This window comes from Bradyrhizobium sp. CCGUVB1N3 (assembly GCF_024199925.1).
Taxonomy (GTDB): Bacteria; Pseudomonadota; Alphaproteobacteria; order Rhizobiales; family Xanthobacteraceae; genus Bradyrhizobium.
Genome location: NZ_JANADR010000001.1, coordinates 1,941,152 through 1,962,199 on the forward strand (window position 1 = coordinate 1,941,152; position 21,048 = coordinate 1,962,199).

At 65.1% G+C, this 21,048-nt stretch carries 22 protein-coding genes; 9 read left to right on the plus strand and 13 right to left on the minus strand.

Going from position 1 to position 21,048, the window contains the following annotated elements:
• The first annotated feature begins 10 nt into the window (after positions 1–10).
• A complete protein-coding gene (locus NLM33_RS09195; protein ID WP_254095761.1) occupies positions 11–2,140 on the plus strand; it encodes a beta-glucosidase in 2,130 nt (709 codons plus the stop codon).
• A 220-nt stretch (positions 2,141–2,360) separates the two neighbouring features.
• Here the strand turns inward: NLM33_RS09195 and NLM33_RS09200 are convergent, their stop codons facing one another.
• The 4 genes from NLM33_RS09200 to NLM33_RS09215 form a co-directional block, all read right to left on the minus strand.
• Positions 2,361–3,476 (minus strand): DUF6745 domain-containing protein, encoded by a 1,116-nt coding sequence (locus NLM33_RS09200; RefSeq protein ID WP_254095762.1) that lies wholly within the window; start codon positions 3,474–3,476, stop codon positions 2,361–2,363.
• Positions 3,466–3,810: a hypothetical protein gene (locus tag NLM33_RS09205; protein ID WP_254095763.1), complete on the minus strand. Its 345-nt coding sequence runs from the start codon at positions 3,808–3,810 to the stop codon at positions 3,466–3,468. Before NLM33_RS09205 ends, NLM33_RS09200 begins: the two co-directional genes overlap by 11 nt.
• 75 nt (positions 3,811–3,885) lie before the next feature.
• Positions 3,886–5,283: an ammonium transporter gene (locus NLM33_RS09210; RefSeq protein ID WP_371929924.1), complete on the minus strand. Its 1,398-nt coding sequence runs from the start codon at positions 5,281–5,283 to the stop codon at positions 3,886–3,888.
• Between the two features lie 395 nt (positions 5,284–5,678).
• Positions 5,679–6,905 carry an MFS transporter gene (locus NLM33_RS09215; RefSeq protein WP_254095764.1) on the minus strand — a complete coding sequence of 409 codons (1,227 nt, stop codon included), beginning with the start codon at positions 6,903–6,905 and terminating at the stop codon, positions 5,679–5,681.
• A gap of 170 nt (positions 6,906–7,075) precedes the next feature.
• Here NLM33_RS09215 and NLM33_RS09220 point away from each other — a divergent pair, with 170 nt between their 5' ends.
• Entirely contained in the window at positions 7,076–7,648 is a 573-nt protein-coding gene (locus tag NLM33_RS09220) for a TetR/AcrR family transcriptional regulator (RefSeq protein ID WP_254105696.1), read from the plus strand.
• A 190-nt stretch (positions 7,649–7,838) separates the two neighbouring features.
• Here the strand turns inward: NLM33_RS09220 and NLM33_RS09225 are convergent, their stop codons facing one another.
• Positions 7,839–9,212, minus strand: a complete 1,374-nt coding sequence (locus NLM33_RS09225; protein ID WP_254095765.1) for a PleD family two-component system response regulator — start codon at positions 9,210–9,212, stop codon at positions 7,839–7,841.
• Positions 9,213–9,225: 13 nt separating this feature from the next.
• Positions 9,226–9,591, minus strand: coding sequence for a response regulator (locus NLM33_RS09230; protein WP_254095766.1), 366 nt, complete (start codon positions 9,589–9,591; stop codon positions 9,226–9,228).
• A 231-nt stretch (positions 9,592–9,822) separates the two neighbouring features.
• On the opposite strand from NLM33_RS09230, the gene NLM33_RS09235 reads away from it, so the two are divergent.
• The gene (locus NLM33_RS09235; protein WP_254095767.1) at positions 9,823–10,122 is read left to right on the plus strand and encodes a DUF3572 domain-containing protein; all 300 of its coding nucleotides are present in this window, start codon (positions 9,823–9,825) and stop codon (positions 10,120–10,122) included.
• Positions 10,119–11,411, plus strand: coding sequence for a DNA polymerase IV (locus NLM33_RS09240; protein ID WP_254095768.1), 1,293 nt, complete (start codon positions 10,119–10,121; stop codon positions 11,409–11,411). Before NLM33_RS09235 ends, NLM33_RS09240 begins: the two co-directional genes overlap by 4 nt.
• Before the next feature lie 188 nt (positions 11,412–11,599).
• Here the strand turns inward: NLM33_RS09240 and NLM33_RS09245 are convergent, their stop codons facing one another.
• On the minus strand, positions 11,600–12,001 hold the full coding sequence (locus tag NLM33_RS09245) for a RidA family protein (protein WP_254095769.1): 402 nt from the start codon (positions 11,999–12,001) through the stop codon (positions 11,600–11,602).
• A gap of 65 nt (positions 12,002–12,066) precedes the next feature.
• Positions 12,067–12,915, minus strand: coding sequence for a cell envelope integrity EipB family protein (locus NLM33_RS09250; RefSeq protein ID WP_254095770.1), 849 nt, complete (start codon positions 12,913–12,915; stop codon positions 12,067–12,069).
• Positions 12,916–13,162: 247 nt separating this feature from the next.
• Between NLM33_RS09250 and NLM33_RS09255 the strand changes: the two genes are divergently transcribed.
• The 4 genes from NLM33_RS09255 (at position 13,163) to NLM33_RS09270 (ending at position 16,346) form a co-directional block, all read left to right on the plus strand.
• Positions 13,163–13,630, plus strand: a complete 468-nt coding sequence (locus tag NLM33_RS09255) for a RidA family protein (RefSeq protein ID WP_254095771.1) — start codon at positions 13,163–13,165, stop codon at positions 13,628–13,630.
• Positions 13,631–13,646: 16 nt separating this feature from the next.
• Positions 13,647–14,393 (plus strand): glycerophosphodiester phosphodiesterase, encoded by a 747-nt coding sequence (locus tag NLM33_RS09260; protein WP_254095772.1) that lies wholly within the window; start codon positions 13,647–13,649, stop codon positions 14,391–14,393.
• Between the two features lie 232 nt (positions 14,394–14,625).
• Positions 14,626–15,867 carry a GNAT family N-acetyltransferase gene (locus NLM33_RS09265; protein ID WP_254095773.1) on the plus strand — a complete coding sequence of 414 codons (1,242 nt, stop codon included), beginning with the start codon at positions 14,626–14,628 and terminating at the stop codon, positions 15,865–15,867.
• Between the two features lie 50 nt (positions 15,868–15,917).
• Positions 15,918–16,346: an HIT family protein gene (locus NLM33_RS09270; protein WP_254095774.1), complete on the plus strand. Its 429-nt coding sequence runs from the start codon at positions 15,918–15,920 to the stop codon at positions 16,344–16,346.
• A gap of 87 nt (positions 16,347–16,433) precedes the next feature.
• Here NLM33_RS09270 and tsaA read toward each other — a convergent pair whose 3' ends face one another.
• The 4 genes from tsaA to NLM33_RS09290 form a co-directional block, all read right to left on the minus strand.
• Positions 16,434–16,925 carry a tRNA (N6-threonylcarbamoyladenosine(37)-N6)-methyltransferase TrmO gene (tsaA, locus tag NLM33_RS09275; protein ID WP_254095775.1) on the minus strand — a complete coding sequence of 164 codons (492 nt, stop codon included), beginning with the start codon at positions 16,923–16,925 and terminating at the stop codon, positions 16,434–16,436.
• A 182-nt stretch (positions 16,926–17,107) separates the two neighbouring features.
• The gene (locus NLM33_RS09280; protein WP_254095776.1) at positions 17,108–17,452 is read right to left on the minus strand and encodes an AzlD domain-containing protein; all 345 of its coding nucleotides are present in this window, start codon (positions 17,450–17,452) and stop codon (positions 17,108–17,110) included.
• Positions 17,449–18,189, minus strand: a complete 741-nt coding sequence (locus NLM33_RS09285; RefSeq protein WP_254105698.1) for an AzlC family ABC transporter permease — start codon at positions 18,187–18,189, stop codon at positions 17,449–17,451. Before NLM33_RS09285 ends, NLM33_RS09280 begins: the two co-directional genes overlap by 4 nt.
• A 97-nt stretch (positions 18,190–18,286) precedes the next feature.
• On the minus strand, positions 18,287–19,249 hold the full coding sequence (locus NLM33_RS09290) for a transglycosylase SLT domain-containing protein (protein ID WP_371930111.1): 963 nt from the start codon (positions 19,247–19,249) through the stop codon (positions 18,287–18,289).
• A 111-nt stretch (positions 19,250–19,360) separates the two neighbouring features.
• Here NLM33_RS09290 and NLM33_RS09295 point away from each other — a divergent pair, with 111 nt between their 5' ends.
• Positions 19,361–19,999 carry an HAD family hydrolase gene (locus tag NLM33_RS09295; protein ID WP_254095778.1) on the plus strand — a complete coding sequence of 213 codons (639 nt, stop codon included), beginning with the start codon at positions 19,361–19,363 and terminating at the stop codon, positions 19,997–19,999.
• Between the two features lie 4 nt (positions 20,000–20,003).
• Here the strand turns inward: NLM33_RS09295 and NLM33_RS09300 are convergent, their stop codons facing one another.
• The gene (locus tag NLM33_RS09300) at positions 20,004–21,044 is read right to left on the minus strand and encodes a phenylacetaldoxime dehydratase family protein (RefSeq protein ID WP_254095779.1); all 1,041 of its coding nucleotides are present in this window, start codon (positions 21,042–21,044) and stop codon (positions 20,004–20,006) included.
• Between the last annotated feature and the right edge of the window lie 4 nt (positions 21,045–21,048).

A 21,048-nucleotide genomic window follows, 5' to 3' on the forward strand; every position in this document is an offset into this window, starting at 1 on the left:
GAGGCCAGCCATGTCATCACCCGATGAGCGCGCGCGCGAAACGGAACAGAAGTTGACCGATGACGAGCGGTTCTCGCTCATCGTCAGCCTCGTCGGAGCCGTTCCTTCCATTGGCGTTCCTCGTGACAGGCGCATTCCTGAAGCCGTCAAGAACATGAGTGCAGGCTATACGCCCGGAGTTCCGCGGCTGGGCATTCCGGCGCTACAGTCGAGCGACGCCAGCATGGGCGTCACCAACCCAGGCTATCGGCCCGACGACAAGGGCGCGACAGCGTTCCCGGCGTCCATTGTGGTCGGCTCGACCTTCAATCCGCAGCTCGCACGTTATGGCGGCGCCGCAATCGGCCGCGAGGCGCGGATGCGAGGGTTCAACATCATGCTCGCCGGCGGGATCAACCTCGCTCGCGATGTCCGCAATGGCCGGAACTTCGAATACTACTCCGAGGATCCGTGGGTGAGCGCAGTATTCGGCGCGGAAGCCGTCAACGGCATTCAGGCTGAGGGTGTCATCTCGACTCTCAAGCACTTCACACTGAACTGCAACGAGACCAACCGCCACTGGCTCGATGCCGTTATCGATCCCGTCGCGCATCGCGAGTCCGATCTGCTCGCGTTCCAGATCGCGATCGAGCGCTCGCAGCCTGGCTCGATCATGAGCGGGTACAACAAGGTCAATGGCTTTTACCTCAGCGGAAACCATCACTTGCTGAATGAAGTGCTCAAAGGCGCCTGGGGCTACAGGGGCTACGTGATGTCGGATTGGGGCGCGGTGCCCGAATGGGATTACGCGCTCAACGGACTCGACCAGGAATCCGGGATCCAGATGGATGTCAAGCAGTGGGGCGCCGAGGCGTTCACCGACCGGCTGAGGAAAGCTTACGCCGAGGGGAAACTGCCGAAGGAGCGCCTCTCCGATATGGTGCGCCGCATCCTGCGCTCAGCCTACGCGGTGGGCATCGACAAGTGGGGCGCTGCGCCCGCAGTCGACATTGGCAAGCACAACGAAATCGCGCTTGAAATCGCCCGGCAGGGCATCGTCTTGCTGACGAACGACGGCGCGCTGCCGCTCGCCACGGACAGGCCGCTAAAGATCGGCGTTGTCGGCGGCTATGCGCAATTGGGTGTGCCGAGTGGCACCGGTTCAGGAGCCGTTCTTCCGGTAGGCGGCTTTGCAGCAACCGTAAACATCGGAGGCGCACACGGCGTGATGGGAAACATACGCAACCTGTTCCTCCTGCCATCGTCGCCGCTCGCCGAGCTAAAGAAGCTCTTGCCGCAGGCTCAGATCGAGTTCGACGGAGGGTACACGCCGGCGGAGTCGGCCTTGCTGGCGGGGCGATCCGACGTGGTCATCGCATTCGGGATTCGGGTTGAGGGCGAAGCGTTCGACCTCCCCGACCTTTCCTTGCCGTGGGGCCAGGACGCGATCATCGATGCGGTCGCGACCGCCAACCCCAACACCATAGTTGTGCTGGAAACCGGCAACCCGGTGTCCATGCCGTGGCGCGACAAGGTCAAGGCTATAATTCAGGCCTGGTATCCCGGGCAGGCGGGCGGGCAGGCCATTGCCGAGGTGTTGACCGGCAAGGTCAATCCCTCGGGAAGGCTGCCGATCACCTTTCCGGCGAGCCTTGTCCAAACGCCGCGGCCGGAGCTATCCGGCATCGCGACTCCCTGGGGAACGCCAACGACGATCCGCTACGACGAGGGCGCGGAGGTTGGCTATCGCTGGTACGCGCACAAAGGCGTCGCGCCGCTCTACGCTTTCGGCCACGGTCTGAGCTATACGACGTTCTCCTATGGCGATTTGAATGTGAGTGGCGGCGAAACCGTCACCGCCATGTTGACCGTGACCAATACTGGTCAACATGAAGGCGCCGATGTGCCGCAGGTTTATCTGACCGAAGCTGCGGGCTACAAACGCATGCGGCTCCTCGGGTTCGACCGTGTCGTCCTGAAGCCAGGCGAATCGAAGCGCGTGACCATCACCGCCGATCCGCGCCTCCTCGCCCGCTTCGATGACAGTGCCGGCCGCTGGCGCATCGCCGCTGGCACCTATCGTATTGCAGTCGGCAAATCGGCCGAAGATCTGCCGCTGAACGCCGACACCCGATTGGATACGCGGCTGTTTGGGTCGTGACGCGAAACGGCTCGCGTCTGACTCGGTGAAGGGGCTTGAGTCCGCTCCGGGTCATTTTCGACGGATGCAGCGGGCGTCATCGGCTGGTTGAAGTCCGCTTTGCCCCGAAAGCGCCGAAGCGGGGACAGGTCGGGAGCGTTGCGTTTGGCCGCCTTGTTGCGAACTACCTTGCCTTCGTCCAGTTGCAGCGATCGGCTATGGCTGGCTACGCGCCAATGAGTCACGTCCGCTGCACGAGGTGAGCATAGGCCTCCACCCGCATGCCGTAGGTCCAGGCGACCGCTTCGCGCGCGGTGCGCAGATTGGCCGGCACCTGGAGGAAGAAATGCCGGCGCGTGCCGTCCGGCTCGGGCGTGGCGTTGACGACCTCCACCGCGGCCCAGGCGTCCGCGGCGAGCCAGTTCCGCCGCCACAGGATTCCGGTCTCGTCCTCGGCGATGCAGGTCGCGCCGCCGAGCGCGACGTAACGTTCCGGCGTCATGATCTCGATCATGCAGCGGCGGACCTGGACGTCGATCTGCTCGTCGATCGCGGCCAGCGTGATCCGGTCCTTGTGCTCGATGATCCAGCGCGGCACCTCCACCCCGCGCCAGGCCCAGATCGACCAGCCGTCCGGATAGCGCAGCGCCGGACCGCTGGCGTGATGCAACCGGTCGCGCGTGTCGCCGCACAACAGATTCGGTCGCTCGACGAGCCAGCAGGTGCGTTCATGCGGCTGTAGCCAGCCGACACTGGTGGCGAGCAGCATCAGGCCGCGCAGCGGCTCGGTCTCGGCACGCAAGCCCAGCACCTCGCGGAGATAATCGTAAGCGCCAAGCCACGAAAGATCATGCGGCCCCGCTGCACAGGACGAAAAACTCCGCGGGGCAAGCATCGCCTGGAGCACGCCGGACCATGACAGGCCATGGCGGCGGAGATGGCCCAGCACGGACAGCGTCTGCTCAGGCACGCTCTGCGTCACCGCCTCGGCCGCAGCGGCGACCAGCGAGTCAGCGGGATTGACCGCGCTATCGATCGCGGCAAGCAGCTTCCGCTGCACACGCGTCTCAACCACTGAATCTACGCGCCGACGAAGACGATCGACGAGACGGAAGCGCACATTGGGGCCATCCTCGCGCAACATCCTGTGAGCTGGCTCGGCCAACGCCAGCGGGCCGTCGCACCAGACGATGCGCGCCGGCAGCGCAAGTCCTGCGGCACGATAGGCAAGCTGCACTGCCTGCTCCGCCGCGCCGCGATCGGCAGGCGCAGTCGATCGGCGAACGGCAGCCCACCGCACACCGTAATCCGCAAGCGCCGCCGTCTGCTCCGCCGTCAGCGCCTGTCTAGTCGGCAATGACGCGCGCATCGCGTGGCCCAAGCTCGCGCTGGCGGCGCACCCGGTAGGTCCCTCGCGGCAGCGTCAGCGGCGCATGTTCCTCATGCGTCACCCGCGCATAGGCTGCACCGATCAGGAGATGCCCGATATAGAGTCCGGCCGGAATGTCGCGCGCCAGATCATCGTCGCGAAACAGCGTCACGCGCTCGCGGATCGCATGACAATGTCCGGTCGCCTCGCCCTCCAGCAGGACCAGCGGCATGCCCTCGGCAGTTTCGGCGAGCGTTCCCGATGGCGCCACATCGGGTACCCGCTCGATCAGCAGGTCACCTTGCGCAAAGATCTCGGTCATCGTTCCCTCTCCCGTGCCGGTGCATCCGCGGCCAGCGCGGATGCCCGGATTGGCTTCACCATTGGTATCGTTGATCTAGTGCACGACCTCCCCATGCAGTGCGAGGTCGAGACCGTCGCGCTCCATATCCTCCGACACCCGCAAGCCGACGAACAGCTTGACCACATAGAGGATGATCAGGCTGACGACGGCGTCGTAGACGAACACCGTGGCGACGCCGATGCACTGGTTGATGAACTGGCCCGGATTGCCTTCCAGCGCGCCCGCGGTGCCGCCATATTGCTCGACAGCGAAGATACCGGTGAGCAGCGCGCCGACGATGCCGCCGACGGCGTGAACGCCGAAGCAATCGAGCGCATCGTCGTAGCTGAACATGGCCTTCAGCCCGGTACATCCCCAGTAGCAGAGCACGCCGGCTGCGATGCCGATCACGAAGGCGCCGATCGGGCCGACGAAGCCGGACGCGGGCGTGATGGCGACGAGGCCTGCGACCGCGCCCGAGCAGATGCCGACGACCGTCGGCTTGCCCTTGAGCGACCACTCGACCAGCATCCAGGTGAAGCCTGCGACCGCCGTTGCGATCTGCGTCACCAGCATCGCCATGCCGGCCTGCATGCCCGCCGTCACCGCGGAACCCGCATTGAAGCCGAACCAGCCGACCCAGAGCAGCGAGGCGCCGATGAAGGTGAGCACCATGTTATGGGCCGGTCCCGTCTCCTTGCGCTTGCCGAGCATGATGGCGCACATCAGGCCCGCCACGCCGGCGTTGATATGCACGACGGTCCCGCCGGCGAAATCCAGCACCTTGACCCAGGCGGCGTCGTTGCCGGAGGCGAAGATCCCGTCGGGGCCCCACACCCAATGCGCGACCGGCGCGTAGACGAAGATCGCCCACAGGCCGATGAACCAGAGCATCGCGGAGAATTTCATCCGCTCGGCAAAGGCTCCGGCGATCAGCGCCGGCGTGATGATGGCAAACGTCATCTGGAAGCAGATGTAGACGCTCTCAGGAATCGTTGCCGCGAGCGGATTGGGATTGCCGATGCCGCCCTTGCCGATGTCGCTCAGGATGTCCTTGAGGAACATGCGGTCCAACCCGCCGATGAACGGCGTGCCGGCGCGGAAGGCCAGGCTGTAGGTCACGATCGCGAACAGGATCGTGACGAGGCACGTCACCGCAAAGCTCGTCATCACGGTGTCGCCGACGTTCTTCTTGCGCACCATGCCGCCATAGAACAGCCCAAGCCCCGGGACCGTCATCATCAGCACCAGTGCGACGGAGGTGAGCATCCAGGCGGTGTCGCCAGGATTAGGCGTGCACCTCTCGAGGATCTTGCCGCCGCAAGCCGGCGGCGCCGCGTCCTCGGCAAGAGCAAAATCGCCGAGGGCGAGGTAGAGCAGCGCAATTCCCAGCAACGCGACCAGCAATGTCACGAGCCTTTGGCGCGTGGATGTTCTCGATTCCATCGTCATCCTCCCAAGTCGCAAGAGATGTCTTCCGGCGATTGCCTTGACTGGAACCCGCGACACGAACGTTCGCGCCGGCGCGATTGGGCCAGCGTGATCAGCTCGGATTTTCGGGACACAATGATCGCGGCTCGGCGCGATGAGGTCGTCGAGTGTCGATGGCTGGAGACTGGCAACGACCAGCCTCATGGCTTATCGGCCTTTCCCTTGTCGCCAGATCGGAAAGCGTCAGAGACGGTTCCAATTCCTGGTCAAGGAGAAGCAAAATTCACGCCATTGACGCTTCTCGCTCAACCCACTGAACGCGCATCGATTCCAATTTGCTGCTGTGCGACAAGCGTCACGCGCGCTGCTTCACGCAGAAGCGCTTCGCCCAACGAATGAGCAGAGGCCGACGATGCCTACGCCGTCTGCAACAGCGGCGGCGCCGTCGGGCGGATCAGCGCGAAGGCGATCTGCACGATACCCGCGGCAAGTCCCACCGCGACGCCGATCCGCCAGGCCATGTTGTAGGAACCCAGCGCGTCATAGATCAGCCCGCCGCCATAGGCGCCGACGAAGCTGCCGATCTGGTGGCTCATGAAGGCCAGCCCCTGGATCATCGCCTGCCATTGCAGGCCAAACATCTCGGCCACAGCGCCGGCGACGAGCGGGCCGACGCCGAGCCACAAAAATCCCATCAGAGCGCCGAACACGAGCGTCGAGGCCTCAGTCGGCGGCAGCATGAAGTACCAGGCGAGCACCAGCGAGCGCGCAACGTAGATGCCGCCCAGGAGCGCGAGCTTGTTCCAGCGCTGGCCGGCCCAACCGAAGAACAGCGAGCCCAGCACGTTGAAGCCGCCGATCACGCCGAGCGTCTTGGCGCTCAGCATCGGGTCCATGCCACAGATCTGAAGGTAGGACGGCAGGTGCGTGGTGATGAAGACGAGTTGCATGCCGCAGACGAAATAGGCGGCGGTCATGACCGAGAAGGATGCGTTGCTGAACGCGGTCACGGTCGCCGTCGTTGCCGAGACGTCACCGAGGCCCTTCGTCCTGGGCAGCGGGATGCGATCGATGCGCCCGGCGAACCAGGCCGCCGGCAGCATCAAGAGCGACAGCAGCACGAAACCGGCGAGCCCGATCCGCCAGCCATAGCCTTCTGCGAGCACCTGTCCGATCGGCGCCGACAACAGCGCGCCGAGCGAGCCCGCGGCCGAGACCATGCCGAGCACCGTCGAACGCACGCTTTCAGGCGCCGCTCGCGCGGCGACCGACATCGCCATCGCAGCCGCCGTGCAGGCGAGCGAGGTGCCGATCAGCACCCCTGCCCCCAGCATCACGAAAATCATGCCCTGGGCACTTGCCATCAGCGCAAGGCCGACGATGTAGAGCAGCGCGCCGGCCATCATGATCACGCGAAAGCCGTGGCGCACGGTGAGCGCGCCGGCGAGCGGTTGCAGGAAGCCCCAGGCGAGGTTTTGCACGGCGATCGCGAGGGTGAAGTCGGTGACGGAGATGCCGACGTCGTGGGTCAGGGGCTGAAGGAAGATGCCGAGCGACTGGCGCAGGCCCATGCTCAGCGTCAGCATCAGCGAGGCGCCGATCAGGATCGGGAGCGTCGGACGGAGCGCTTGCAGCAGCGGCATGGTTGTTCTCCCTTTTCTTGTTACGGCCGAAGGATTGCCCCCCGAAGCCGCGGCCCGTCGCCGCATTCGGCTTGATTACACAGGTCTGTGTAACTAAGATTGGAAGTTGGAATGGCTGTCAAGCGCCAAGTAAACAGATCTGTGTAATGGCTGCTACCACAAAAACGGATATGGCGGAGCGGATCCTCAAGACCGCCGACCGGCTGTTTTACCTTGAGGGCATCCGCGCCATCGGCGTCGATACCATCGCGGCCGAAATCGGCATCTCCAAGCGCACGCTCTACAACCACTTCCCATCCAAGGACGCGCTGATCGCGGCCTATCTCGCGCGACGTTTTGTTCAGCCTCGTCCCTCGGACAAGCCGCCGGCCGAGCAGATCCTCGCCACCTTCGATTCGCTGGAGCGCCGCTTCGCCGCCAAGGATTTTCGCGGCTGCCCGTTCGTGAATGCGGTGGCAGAGCTCGGAACCGAAGACCGCGCCGTGAAAAAGATCGCGAAGGCCTTCAAGGAGAGCCGCCGGCTCTGGTTTCGCGACCGGCTCATCGAGCTCGGCGTGACTGACGCCGAGGCGCTGGCGACGCAGCTCGTACTGCTGGTCGACGGCTCGATCGCGCAGGACCTCGTGCGCGACGACCCTGCGATGGCCCGCGCGGCGAAGGAAGCGGCGAAGGTACTGCTGCGGAATGCGGGGGTGGATGTGGGAGATGGTGCGAAGGAGACGGCGGCGAAGCGAGGCAAGTAGGCGCAACAATGACAGCCGTCGTCCCGGACAAGCGAAGCGCAGATCAGGGACCCATAGCCACAGGAAGTCGTTTTGGCGAAGACTCGTGGTCGGTTGTACGCACCACAACCCTCCCTGGGGTAATGGGTCCCGGCTTTCGCCGGGACGACACGGGAGTTTGTAGCGCGCCTATTGCGTCCCTGATCCGTCCCTACGCCGCCTGCGACACCACGCGGTTGCGGCCGTCGTGCTTGGCGCGATAGAGCGCGGTGTCGGCACGCTTGAGCACGTCGGCGACGGCCTCGCCCTTCTGCTCCAGCGTGGTGAGGCCGATCGAGATCGTCACCTCGATGCGCTTGGTACCCTTGTGGACGGAGAACGGCTCGCCCGCGATCGAGCGACGCAGGCGCTCGGCGACCATGCCGGCAACGTGCAGGTCGGTCTCCGGCATCACGATGACGAACTCCTCGCCGCCATAGCGACAGGCGAGATCGATGCCGCGGATCGACTTGCGCACGCGCACCGCGAATTCGCGCAAGACGTCGTCGCCGGCGTCATGCCCGTAATTGTCGTTGATCGACTTGAAATAGTCGATGTCCAGAATCATCAGCGCCAGCGGCTTGCCGCGCGTCGAGGCCTGTTCGGCGAGCGTCGCCAGATGGCTCTCCATGTAGCGGCGGTTGTGCAGGCCGGTGAGCGCGTCGGTGATCGCCATCTCGATCGAGTTCTGCACGTTGTCGCGCAAATGATCGGTGTAGCGGCGGCGGCGGATCTGCGTGCGCGCACGCGCGAGCAGCTCATTCTTGTCGACGGGGCGGAGCAGATAGTCGTTGACGCCGATCTCCAGCCCGCGGAGCAGCCGCGTGCCGCTGTCGGCATCGGCAATGGCAAGGATCGGCACGTGGCGGGTGCGCTCCAGCGAGCGCGCCTGGCTGCACAGGCGAAGCCCGTCGAAATTGTTGAGGTCGAGCGAGACGATCAAGAGGTCGTAATTGCCCTCGGCGGCGTGGAACAGCGCCTCCGTCGGGTTGGGCTCGACGTCGACCGTATGCTCGGCGGCAAGCAGGGTCGCCAGCCGTTCATAGGAGGATTGGCGGTCGTCGACCAGGAGGATGCGGCCGCCCTTGCCGGTGTCGGCCACCGCGCTGCGCTCCGGGGCCTGCACGCCGATCTCGAGCGAGGTGATGGCGCGCATGCGCAGCTCATCCGTCATCATCTTCAGCCGCGTCAGCGATCGCACGCGCGCGATCAGCACGACGTCGGAGACGGGTTTTGTGAGAAAATCGTCGGCGCCCGCTTCCAGGCCGCGGATGCGGTCGGCGGGGCTGTCGAGCGCGGTCACCATCACGACGGGGATGTGATGCGTCACCGGATCGGTCTTCAGCCGGCGGCAGACCTCGAACCCGTCGATGTCGGGCATCATGACGTCGAGCAGGATGATGTCGCACTCGGCTCTTCGGCAGATCGCCAGCGCCTCGGCGCCGTTCGAGGCCGTCATCACGTCGAAATATTCGGCGGAGAGGCGGGCTTCCAGCAGCTTGACGTTGGCGGGGACGTCATCGACGACGAGGATACGCGCGGACACTGAAATTACTCCCCTACCCGATAAAACGCCGGACCGTCTCAATGAACTTGCCGACCGAGATCGGCTTGGAAAGATACGCCTCGCAGCCGCCCTCGCGTATGCGCTCTTCGTCGCCCTTCATCGCGAATGCGGTCACCGCGACCACGGGAATGTTGCGCAGCTCCGGATCGTCCTTGATCCAGCGCGTCACCTCGAGCCCCGACACCTGCGGCAACTGGATATCCATCAGCACGAGATCGGGACGCATCTTGCGAACGAGATCCAGCGCCTCGTAGCCGTTGCTGGTGCCCGAAGTCTGATAGCCGTGCGCCTCCAACAGGTCGCGGAAGAGCTTCATGTTGAGCTCGTTGTCCTCCACGATCAGGACGGTCTTAGTCATCCCGTCCCTCCCCATTGTCAGGAGACCTGTTCGACATGTGACGCCTCAGGCGCCTTCCGCGGGCGCTTCGAAAACTGGATTCAAACTAGCCTCAGATTCGCTCTAGTTTCGTTAAACCCGAGGGCCAACTTTCCGAGAAGTGGTTTCCAGTTGCTTGTCTGGGATCACCAGACTCGGGCATGATGATTCCAAATTAGAGACCGAAAGTTAACGGAAAGGCAAACTGTCCGCTTGAAAAAGCCTGTTCAAAACCCCCGCGAAGTAGCTGAAATCGTTGCGATTCAGGCATTGTCCTTCGTCGCCGGCGATCCGGAGCGGCTGGGCCTGTTTCTGGCTGAGACAGGCATCGGCCCGGAGACCCTGCGAAACGCGGCCTCAGACCCGAATTTCCTGATCAGCGTGCTCGATTTCGTGCTGCGCGACGACGCAACCGTGAAGGCCTTTGCGAGCGCCTCGGAACTCCATCCGACCAACATCGCTGCGGCCCGGCAAGTGCTCGGCGACCCGCACTGGGAGCGCGACGTGCCGTGAGCACCCCTGAGGCGGCCGGGCCCCGCTGCTTCTGCCGGGATTGTCTGGCCGACCAGGGCATGCCGGCGCGGCGCTGTTCCGCCTGCGGTTCCCCGCGCCTCGTCCGCCACCGCGCGCTCGCCGCCCTGACGATCGCCCATATCGACTGCGACGCCTTCTACGCGACGGTCGAGAAGCGCGACAATCCCGACATCGCCGACAAGCCCGTGATCATCGGCGGGGGAAAGCGCGGCGTGGTGTCGGCGGCCTGCTACATCGCACGCACCTTCGGCGTGCGCTCGGCCATGCCGATGTTCAAGGCACTGGAAGCCTGCCCGCATGCGACCGTGATCCGGCCCGACATGGCCAAATATGTGCGCGTCGGCCGCGAGGTGCGCCACGCCATGCAGGCGTTGACGCCGCTGGTCGAGCCGCTCTCGATCGATGAAGCCTTTCTCGATCTCTCCGGCACCGAGCGCGTTCACGGCATGATCCCGGCAAAGGTGCTGGCGCGCTTTGCCCGCGACGTCGAACGCGACATCGGCATCACCGTGTCGGTCGGGCTGTCCTGCAACAAGTTTCTGGCCAAGATCGCCTCCGATCTCGATAAGCCGCGCGGCTTTGCGAGCCTCGATCAGGAGGAAGCGCGCTCGATGCTTGCTTCGAGGCCGGTCGGCTTCATCTTCGGCGTCGGCCCGGCGACCCAGGAGCGTCTGGTGCAACGCGGTTTCCGCATCATCGCCGATCTGCAGAAGGCCGACGAGATCGAGCTGATGCGGCAGTTTCCGAGCGATGGCCGCAGGCTGTGGCGGCTCGCCCGCGGCATCGACGATCGCCGCGTCGAGCCGGATCGCGGCGCCAAGACGATTTCCAGCGAGACCACGTTCGAGACCGACATCCGCGACTTCGCGACGCTGGAGAAGATCTTGTGGCGGCTGTGCGAGAAGACGTCGTCGCGGCTCAAGAGCAGCGAGCTTGCGGGCGCGACCATCACGCTGAAGCTGAAGACCGCCGACTTCCGCCAGCGCACCCGCTCGCAGTCGATCAACGCGCCGACGCAGCTCGCCGCCAAGATCTTTTCGATCTGCCGGGAGATGCTGGCCAAGGAGATCGATGGCACCGCCTTCCGCCTGATGGGCGCCGGCGTCAGCGCGCTGCGCACGGGCTCGGCCACCGACGACACCGACATGCTCGACCGCCGCGCCGCCCACGCCGAACGCGCCATCGACGGCTTGCGCAAGAAGTTCGGCAGCGCCGCCGTGATCCGCGGCATTGCCTATGACGGGCCGGAGAAGACGGAGCCGGAGTGAGGGACGGAGCGTAGCGGACGCCTAGGCCAGCCCCGTCATCCTGAGGCGCTCTCCATGCGGCGCAACGCACCGCATGGAGAGCCTCGAAGGATGGACGGCCCGGCTGCCGCAGAAGGGCCGTCGCCCTTCGAGGCCTCCGCTTCGCTCCGGCACCTCAGGGTGACGGTGAGAGATCGAGCGCTGTGGCCTCAATCCGCGACTGCCACCGCCTCGATCTCGATCAGCCATTCGGGTGCCGCGAGCGCGGTGACGCCGACGAGCGTGCTGGCAGGCGGCTCCATGCCTTGGAAGAAAGCGGAGCGGGCCTTGCCGATGATCGGGCGCAGCTCGGGCTTGTAGCCGACGACGAAGGTGGTGATCTTCACGATGTTCGCGTAGCTCGCACCCGCAGCTTTCAGCGCGAGGCCAAGGTTCTGCATCACCTGCGTCGTCTGCGCGGCGATATCGCCCTCGCCGACGATCCTGCCCTCCTCATCGGTCGATACCTGCCCCGAGATGTAGATGGTGCGCGCGCCGGAGGCCGTGACGACGTGTGAATAGGCCGGATTGTGGTGCAGGCCGCTTGGGCGGAGATGGTCGATCTTCGGCATGTGCGCCTCCCTGACGTTTATGATTGGGAGGGAGCGTAGCGAGGCTCGGCGCTCAACGCCAGCTGTCAATTACAGGGCTTGCTATCTTTGACGTCGAACTTGCCGAGTGCGCCGGAGATGACGAAATCGTTGTAGTCGAGCACCAGCGCACGGGAGACGCCGTTTTCGTAGAGCTCGAACGACATCGCGTAGACGGGCGTCTGCTCGCCCTCTTTCTGCTGGGCCTCGCGGTCGAAATAGCTGACGGTGACCGGCCAGCGCGTCAGCGATTTCATATGCTCGTCCGACGTCGACGGATCGGGCGAGGACGCCGCGCGGTCTGGCGTGATCGGCTGGCCGATCACGGTCAGCGTGTTGTAGACCTTCTCGCCATTGTCGGAGCCGTCATAGACGGAGAGCTCGAGCAGCGACTTGCCCTCCTTGGCGGCGGCAATGATCCGCTGGATCTGCTCGGTCGGAAACACCGTCGTGCCGTCGAGCGTGAAATTCTTCGGCACCGGCAGCTTCAATTTGACGTTGATGTGGTCGCCATCGCGCTCGGCCGATCCGTCGACCTGGCCCGAATCGACCTCGTTCATCCGCGTCTCGATCTTGAAACGATAGCTCTTGCCGGCCGCGTCCTCCCAGGAGTTGGAGCGAAGGTCGCTGAGCGTGACCTTGCCCTCGCCGCTGTCGAGCTCCGAGACCTGGCGGAATTCCGACGTGTAGCCCTCGCAGGAATTGCCGGCGAAATTATAGAGGATGCGCCCGCGCGCGCTGTTGATCGAGTTGGAGCGCGACTTGACGAGGCTCAAGTCGTACAGGGCCTGGTGCGAGAGGAACGGACCATTCGCGGCCTCAGCCCCGCCAGAAACGCCAACAGCGACAGCCGCGAGCGCCATGACACCGAGCGACGTCCGGAAAAGGTGCACCATGAATATCCCTTGGGAAATCGAGATTCGTCATTTTAATGACCGCCGCATTGCGTCGCAACTGCGGCCGCTTCACGGAAAGTTGCGCTTTTTTCTCAGAAATACACTGCCTTGCCTCGGAAAGATGCAACCCTGCCGGGCGCCCGGGCCACCGCCTCGCCGCCTTGCATGTAACCGCGCAATCGGCGAAACAGGCGCGCCGGCCGACTTGAGGCCGGACAGAATTTCCAGATGACATCGAGGTCGGAACATGGCGGGCACGGTCGAGCAGAAACTGGCGGAACAGGGCATCAAGCTGCACGAGGCCCCCACTCCCGTGGCCAATTACGTGCCGTTCGTGCGAACCGGCAACCTGCTCTTCGTTTCGGGCCAGGTCTGCTTCGATCCCGCCGGCAAGCTGATCGCCAAGGGCAAGCTGGGCGCCGGCGTCTCCATCGAAGAGGGTGCGGCGGCGGCGCGCGGCTGCGCCATCAACCTGCTGGCGCAGGTCAAGGCGGCGCTCGGCGACCTCGACAAGGTCGTGCGCGTGGTGCGGCTCGGCGGCTTCATCAACTCGGCGCCGGATTTCGTCGACGGACCGAAGGTGCTGAACGGCGCCTCCGACCTGATGGTCGCAGCCTTCGGTGACAAGGGCCGCCACGCCCGCACCACCGTCGGCGTTGCCTCACTGCCGGCAGACGCCGCGGTCGAGGTCGAAGGCCTGTTCGAGGTCGCCTGATCCGGGAGCATGAGACGTGCGTGCTCCGGATTGGCTGACGGCGCGGCCGGTCGCCCATCGCGGCCTGCATGACATTTCACGTGGCATCGTCGAGAACATGGCGGGCGCGGTGCAGGCTGCGATCGCGGGCAATTTCGCCATCGAGGTCGACATCCAGCTCTCCGCCGACGGCGAGGCCATGGTGCATCATGACCACGCGCTCGGCCGCCTGACCGAGGGCGACGGCGAGCTGATCGAGAAGACTGCGGCCGAGCTCAGGGCTGTCAAATTCAAGGACACGTCCGAGCGGATGATGTCGCTGTCCGACCTCTGCACCATGGTCGCCGGGCGGGTGCCGCTGGTGATCGAGGTGAAGAGCCATTTTGGCGGCGACCGCAAGCTCGTCAGGCGCATGGCCGAGGTCTTGGCGACCTACCAGGGTCCCGCCGTCGGCATGTCCTTCGATCCGGACCAGGTGCTGGCGCTACGCGAGCTGTTGCCTTCGCGCCCACGCGGCATCGTCGCGCAGCGGAGCTACGAGGACGAGTACTGGGCAAAGCTGACGCAAGCCCAGCGCGACAGCATGCTGTACTTGCGCCACGGCTTTCAAACCCAGCCGCATTTCGTCGCCTTCAGAGTCGACGATCTGCCGACGCCGGCGCCATGGATCGCGCGCAACGTCTTCGGCTGCGCCCTGCTCGGCTGGACCGTCCGTACCCCCGAGCAGCGGACACGGGCCGGGCAATTTGCCGACCAGATGATCTTTGAGGGGTTTGTGCCGTAGGGTGCCGTCGTCGCATAGCGCAAGCTCTCGTGTCCCGGACGCGCTGCAACGCGCCAGCGTTGCTGCGCAGAGCCGGGACCCAAGCGGCCCACGAATTTATTCGCGGCATGGGCCCTGGCTCTGCAGCGCACCGCCAAGGCGCTGCGCTGCGTCCGGGGCACGTGTGGTTCCCGCCCCTTGAAGTCGCTGCTGCAATGCACGATCTTCTCTGCAGGGTTCTTCAAGACACGCGATGGCATCATCCGAAATCACGCTCGAGGCCGTGCCTTCCATTGGCGATGTTTTCGCTGAGGATTGGGACGCTTGCGCCAATCCTGCTCGTGTCTGCAATGGCAAGGACGCGGGAACCTCATCCGGGCTATCCGGCACCTCCATCGCACTTTCAAAGCCCGCCTATAACCCCTTTGTTTCCCATGCCTTTTTGTCGGCGGCGGAGAATTCAGGTTCGGCGACGGCGCGCACCGGCTGGGGGCCGTGGCACCTCGTTGCCAAGCTCGATGGCCGCGTCGCGGGCGTCGTGCCCTGCTATCTGAAATCGCATTCGCAGGGCGAGTACGTCTTCGACCGCGGTTGGGCGGATGCCTATCAGCGCGCCGGTGGGCGCTACTATCCGAAGCTCCAGGTCTCGGTTCCCTTCACGCCGGCGACCGGCCCGCGCCTTCTGATCCGCGAGGGCGTCGATCGCGAGCGCATTGCCTCTGCCCTGGCGAGCGGGCTGATCGCGTTGTGCGGGGTGAGCAAGGCCTCCTCGGTGCACGTCACCTTCGCGCGCGAGGCCGAATGGAAGCTGCTCGCCGAGCACGGTTTCCTGCAACGGACCGACCAGCAGTTCCACTGGCACAACGAGGGCTTCGCGACCTTCGACGACTTCCTCGCCACCCTGAATTCGCGCCACCGCAAATCGATCAAGCGCGAGCGGCGCGATGCGCTTGCCGCCGGCATCAGCATCCACTGGCTGACCGGCAGCGACATCACCGAGGAGGCCTGGGACGCGTTCTTCGACTTCTACATGGAAACCGGCTCGCGCAAATGGGGCCGGCCCTATCTGACGCGAGAATTCTTCTCGCTGATCGGCGAGACCATGAGCAACGACGTGCTCCTGGTGATGGCCCGCCGCAATCACCGCTGGATCGCGGGCGCCATCAACTTCATCGGCTCGGACACGCTGTTCGGTCGCAACTGGGGCGCGATCGAGCATCATCCGTTCCTGCATTTCGAGGTCTGCTACTATCAGGCGATCGATTTTGCGATCAAACACGGCCTGAAGCATGTCGAGGCCGGCGCACAAGGCGACCACAAGATCGCACGCGGCTACCTTCCGCGAACGACGCATTCGGCGCATTTCATCGCCGATCCCGGCCTGCGCCGTGCCATCGACGATTACCTCAAGCGCGAACGTGCCTATGTCGCGGAAGCTGGTCGCGAACTTGCCGAATTGGGCCCGTTCCGAAAAGCCGCCGAAGAGGCGCCTTGACGGCTTCTCTTGGGTGATGACAGTAAGGCCGCAACTTCAGGAGCAGCCGCATGAGCGCCTACGATCCCAACAATGTCTTCGCGAAAATCCTGCGCGGCGAATTCCCCTGCTACAAGGTCTATGAGGACGAGCACGTGCTCGCGTTCCTCGACATCATGCCACGCTCGCCCGGCCATACGCTGGTCATCCCGAAAGCCCCTGCCCGCAACATCCTCGACATCAGGCCGGACGACTACGCCCATGTCGCGCGCGGCGCGCACAAGATCGCAGCCGCCGCGATGAAGGCCTTCGACGCCGACGGCATCACCGTGCAGCAGTTCAACGAGCCCGCCGGCGGACAGGTCGTGTTTCACCTGCACATGCATGTGATGCCGCGCCACGACGGTGTCGCACTGCTGCCGCCCGCGAGCCGCAAGGAAGACGGCAAGGTGCTGGAAGAGCACGCGGCGAATCTGATCGCGGCGTTGAAGCAAGCCTAACTCGCTCCGCATTGTCTACCGCCCGATGGATGCAGGCTCGCGACTTCGTCGCGCCCCGGAAATGACGAGGTGGAGACAGCGCGCTCCCTACTCTGTCTCGAAGTCCCCCGCCTGCGGTGCGGCGAGTGGCGTGAACTCGCAACGATCCGGCTTGATGTCGATCAGCGGCGTGTTGTCGATGCAGTCGAGGCCGCGCACCAGGATCGTGTTGCCCTCGATGCCGACCAGCTTGACGATCGAGGTGCCGATCGGATTGGGCCGCACCGGCGAGCGCAGCGAGAACGTGCCGCGGGTCTTCTCGTTATTCTTCGGGCTCTGCAGGATGATGTCGCGACGCGACCGGTCGAGCCAATAGAGCACCTCGAGATTGCTGTAGAAATCGACGCCCTTGATCGCCGGCACGAAGGGCTCGAAAATCTCCAGCCGGCACACCGGGCCGTCATGCCGTCCCTGCCGCGGCGTCTGAAGCCGCGAGGTCCAGGGCGTGCGGATCCGGCCGATGAAGACGAGGCCGGCATCCTGCGTCGCCGGCAGCTCGATCGCGACCTCACCTTCGCGGAGCTCATTTTCGCGAACCATTATTCATGTCCCTTGCTGTTCGAGCAGACTCTAGCCGATCAGCACACTGCAGCAAACACGACTCTCTCCCCTCATCCTGAGGAGCGCGGAACGCGCGTCTCGAAGGATGAAGGCCACCAGCCGGGCCTGCATGGTTCGAGACGGCCGCTCCGCGGCCTCCTCACCATGAGGGGCAGCAGCAGCTAACCCAGCCACCACTTGCCGGCCAGCATGAACAGCTCGCCGGTGACGACGCCGGCAAAGGTCGAGCGACGGCTCAGCATGAAGACGATGAAGCCCGCGACCACCGCACCATAGCGCAAGACATCGGGCACGCTGGCGAGCGCGCCCGGCGGCTGGACCACAATCTGGGCGATAACGCCGGCCAGGATCGCGGTCGCCACCGCCCTCACCCAGACCAGCAGCTCCGAGCCCTCGTCGATACCGCCGCCGAACCACAGGCCCAGCATGCGCCATATCTGGTTGGGAATAACGCCGGCCACGAACAGCACGGCAAGTGCATGCCAGTCGCCGATGAAGGCACTCATGCGCGCGCCTCCCGCCAGAAATGGACGCCATAAGCGATGGTGCCCGCCACGACACCGCTGACGAGGATGTCGAGGCCGCTGTTCATCCTCGCGGCCAGCGGATAGAGCACGAGCCCGAGCACCAGCGCGACGACATCGGCGATCTCCCGGCTGTTGCGCGCCGTCGAGAACAGGAACGACAACGGCGTGAGCAGCAGGATCGCCGCGCCCAGCGCCTGCGTGAGGTTGGCGGCGAGGACATAGCCGACGGTGTTGGCGGCCAGGCACACCGAGACGAGGCCGCAGCCGAGCCCGTGGACGAAGGCAATCCGCCGCTCGCGCGGCACCTGCGGCAGGAAGCGGTGGCATTCGACCCACAGCGTCACGGCGGTGAGGTGCGCCGCGAAGATCAGCTCGCGCCGTTTTGTCGCCGGCGTGCGCATCAAGGGCAGGACCGACACCACCATCGGAAACAGGCGGATGGCGCTGACGGTGACGGCAATCGCCGACTGGATGACGGTCGCCCCGGAGCCGAGCGTCGTGATCAGGATGATCTGCGCCGGCCCCGCCCAGACGAACAGCGTCGAGGCCAGCGCCCAGGCCAGGCTGAAATGCGTGTCATGCGCCAGCGCCCCGATGCCGAGATAGGTCACGAACAGCACGATGGTGAGGATGGTCTGCGTGATCGAGCGCAGCCCCCACGCAAAGGCGCGCCAAGGGCTGTGCCAGTCAGGCGAATCGAGCGGAGGAAGCGCCACGGGGAGCCGGGATGGGACGAGGAATCGTGACGGCATAACGGGGGATGCGGCGGCGCGCGTCAAGGAAGTGCGAGGCTGGGCTGGCATGCGCGCCTCCCTACCCCGTCACGCCCCGGTTCTTCAGCACGAAGCAGGCGCCGCCGGCTTTGCGGATACGGTTGCAGAGATCATCCGCCTCTGGCCGCGTATCAGCGCCGATGCGCACCTGATAGAAGGCGTGGGTGCCGCGGCTGCGCATCACCGAGGAGAGCAAGCTCGGGTCGCGGTCACCGACCACCGAGCTCAGCCGCGTGACCGCGCGGGAATACATCGCGAGCGCCTTGTTGCGGTCGAAGCCGGCGGCGAGCTGCACGCCCCAGATCTTGGCGGCGGCGAGCTCGACGTGCTGCTCCAGCCCTGCGACGAACGGGTTGGGCGCACGCTTGAGCAGCGCCATCAGCTCGCGGCAGCTCGTCGGCGGTGAGCTTTGCGGCGCCTTGCCACCGCGCCCGGCCGCAGCCCAGGCCTCGACCGTGGACCCTGTGATGGCCACCACGTAATTGCGGGTCTGCTCCGGCATGCCGCCGGTGCCGGCGAGCCATTCCTGCACCCGGCGCGGACCGGCATTGTAGGCGGCCGCCGCTAGCCCGAGATTGCCGAACTGGTTGCGCAGCTCGTTCAGGAACTCTGCCGATTTCGGCAACGCCTGCACGGGATTGAAGGGATCAAGCAGCCCGCGCTCGCTGGCGGTGCCGGGCATGAACTGCGCGATGCCCTGCGCGCGGTCGCCGCTGCGCGTCACCGGGCCCACCGCGTCGCTCTGGAACCGGCTTTCCTGCCAGATCACGCGGGCAAAGAATTCGAGCGGCAGGCTGGCATCGCGCGCCGCCGCTTCGATGATCAGGCAGATCGATTCCCGTGTGTCGCTCTCGCGCGCCGCCTCCGCGGGCTTTGCCGGCGGCATCGCGAGCTCCTCGACGCTCGGATGCACGACGGGACTCGGCTCATCCTCGGCCAGCGCCGGCGCGAGCAGAAGCAGCGCGGTGGCGGCCTGGCAGAGCGCATATCGGGCTCGTGTCATCGGCAGGGTACCGGCGATATCGGGCAGATCGGCCTTGAACTCCAAGGCCCTTGAACTCCAAGGCCAAGCCAACTAGCAACTGGCGGCATAATCAACGCAGGCCGGGGCGGAATGGCAACAATCTATTTTGATCTCGACGGCACGCTGACCGATCCGAAACCGGGGATCACCCGCTCGATCCAGTACGCGCTGGAACGGCTCGGACAGCACGTCCCGAGCGAGGACGAATTGACCTGGTGCATCGGGCCGCCGCTGCATGCCAGCCTGAAGAAGCTCACCGGAACCGACGAGCTCGCCGACCGGGCGCTGCTGCTGTATCGCGAGCGCTTTTCCGATGTCGGCCTGTTCGAGAACGAGGCGTATGGCGGGATCGCGGAGACCTTGGCTACGATCTCAGCGACCGGCGCGCGCATGTTCGTCGCGACCAGCAAGCCGGCCGTCTATGCGAGCCGCATCGTCGATCATTTCGGCCTGCGGCGCTATTTCGAGCAGGTGTTCGGCTCCGAGCTCGACGGCACCCGCGTCGACAAGGGCGATCTGCTGCGCTACGCGCTCGACACCGCGAAGGTAGACCCGCAAACAGCGGTCATGATCGGCGACCGCAGCCACGACGTGGTCGGCGCGCGCAAGAACGGCATGACCGCGATCGGCGTGCTCTATGGCTATGGCAGCGAGACCGAGCTCAGGGACGCCGGCGCGCATCACATCTGCGCCGCGCACCCCGAGCTGCTCGCCCATTGCGTGGCATGAGCCCTCAGGCGCCGACGGTCTCGACTGCCGCCAGCATGCCCGTCTTGGGATGGCAGTTCAGATATTCGAAGAACTGCTCGTCCGCGGCCGCGACCGTGACCTCGTGATACAGCCGCAGCTTCGCTGACGGCCCGAGCGTCGAGAGGTATTTCATCGCCGCGCCAAAAATCCTGACGTGGGTCGGATGCGATTCCGCCCAGCGTTCCAGCGTGGCCAGACTCTTCCACCAGCTCTGGCCGTAGGATTTTTCACTCGGTGTGCCGTCGGCTCCGAGCACGCGCATGTAGCGGTTGGCGTAGCAGCCAATGCTGAGCCCGTCGTCGCGCAAAAAGTCCATGCCCTCCCGCAGGACCGGCTCGACGTCGTCGAGATAGAGCTTGCGCTCCGAGGTCTCCGTATCGCTCCAGTCCTGCCCGGAGCGGATCAGGCAGAGATTGTCGTGCGCCTTGACCCGCAGCCGCGCGCCATCGCGGATTAGTTCGGGATCACCGCCGGGCGCCATCGCGTCCATCTGCGACAGCGGGATGCGGTCGCGCATCCCGCCCCAATAGGCGTGCTCCTGCACCTCGCCGCTCATGCCATCGGCAATCACGGCGACGCCTTCGGGCCGGCCGAGCGAGGAGAATAGCGTCTCGTGACGCGCAACCACCGGCCGCAGCACCTCGATGAAGGTGCCGATGCCCTCGCTCGCCTTCCCGGTCCAGGCCTCGCGCGCCGGTGCGAACCAGGCATCGAATCGCGCGATGTCGTCCCAATAGGCGACCGTGACGATGTTCGAATAACCGGCTTGATCGACATAGTGCGCCCGATCCCAATGTGAGGGACCGTCGCCTGCGGCAAAGCGCTCCGCGATGTGCGCCAGCGCCTCGGTCGCAGCCGCGGGGGTGCTGCCGCGATATTGTATGCCGAAATAGGCCATCACGACGCGGTTCACGGCCGGCTTGTAGCGCGCCACGAACGACGGATATGGCGGCTGATAGTCATCCGGAACGCGCTTGTGACGCGAGCGCACGGTCTCAAGATGCGAAGGAATTGCGGATTCCATGATC

What these genes read in the sequence shown, in the direction of transcription:
- NLM33_RS09300 (WP_254095779.1), bottom strand. Translation starts at nt 21,044, where the DNA reads ATGGAATCCGCAATTCCTTCGCATCTTGAGACCGTGCGCTCGCGTCAC.
- NLM33_RS09215 (WP_254095764.1), bottom strand. Translation starts at nt 6,905, where the DNA reads ATGCCGCTGCTGCAAGCGCTCCGTCCGACGCTCCCGATCCTGATCGGC.
- NLM33_RS09255 (WP_254095771.1), top strand. Translation starts at nt 13,163, where the DNA reads ATGGCGGGCACGGTCGAGCAGAAACTGGCGGAACAGGGCATCAAGCTG.
- tsaA (WP_254095775.1), bottom strand. Translation starts at nt 16,925, where the DNA reads ATGGTTCGCGAAAATGAGCTCCGCGAAGGTGAGGTCGCGATCGAGCTG.
- NLM33_RS09210 (WP_371929924.1), bottom strand. Translation starts at nt 5,283, where the DNA reads ATGACGATGGAATCGAGAACATCCACGCGCCAAAGGCTCGTGACATTG.
- NLM33_RS09270 (WP_254095774.1), top strand. Translation starts at nt 15,918, where the DNA reads ATGAGCGCCTACGATCCCAACAATGTCTTCGCGAAAATCCTGCGCGGC.
- NLM33_RS09220 (WP_254105696.1), top strand. Translation starts at nt 7,076, where the DNA reads ATGGCGGAGCGGATCCTCAAGACCGCCGACCGGCTGTTTTACCTTGAG.
- NLM33_RS09245 (WP_254095769.1), bottom strand. Translation starts at nt 12,001, where the DNA reads ATGCCGAAGATCGACCATCTCCGCCCAAGCGGCCTGCACCACAATCCG.
- NLM33_RS09205 (WP_254095763.1), bottom strand. Translation starts at nt 3,810, where the DNA reads ATGACCGAGATCTTTGCGCAAGGTGACCTGCTGATCGAGCGGGTACCC.
- NLM33_RS09195 (WP_254095761.1), top strand. Translation starts at nt 11, where the DNA reads ATGTCATCACCCGATGAGCGCGCGCGCGAAACGGAACAGAAGTTGACC.
- NLM33_RS09265 (WP_254095773.1), top strand. Translation starts at nt 14,626, where the DNA reads ATGGCATCATCCGAAATCACGCTCGAGGCCGTGCCTTCCATTGGCGAT.
- NLM33_RS09290 (WP_371930111.1), bottom strand. Translation starts at nt 19,249, where the DNA reads ATGACACGAGCCCGATATGCGCTCTGCCAGGCCGCCACCGCGCTGCTT.
- NLM33_RS09230 (WP_254095766.1), bottom strand. Translation starts at nt 9,591, where the DNA reads ATGACTAAGACCGTCCTGATCGTGGAGGACAACGAGCTCAACATGAAG.
- NLM33_RS09250 (WP_254095770.1), bottom strand. Translation starts at nt 12,915, where the DNA reads ATGGTGCACCTTTTCCGGACGTCGCTCGGTGTCATGGCGCTCGCGGCT.
- NLM33_RS09295 (WP_254095778.1), top strand. Translation starts at nt 19,361, where the DNA reads ATGGCAACAATCTATTTTGATCTCGACGGCACGCTGACCGATCCGAAA.
- NLM33_RS09280 (WP_254095776.1), bottom strand. Translation starts at nt 17,452, where the DNA reads ATGAGTGCCTTCATCGGCGACTGGCATGCACTTGCCGTGCTGTTCGTG.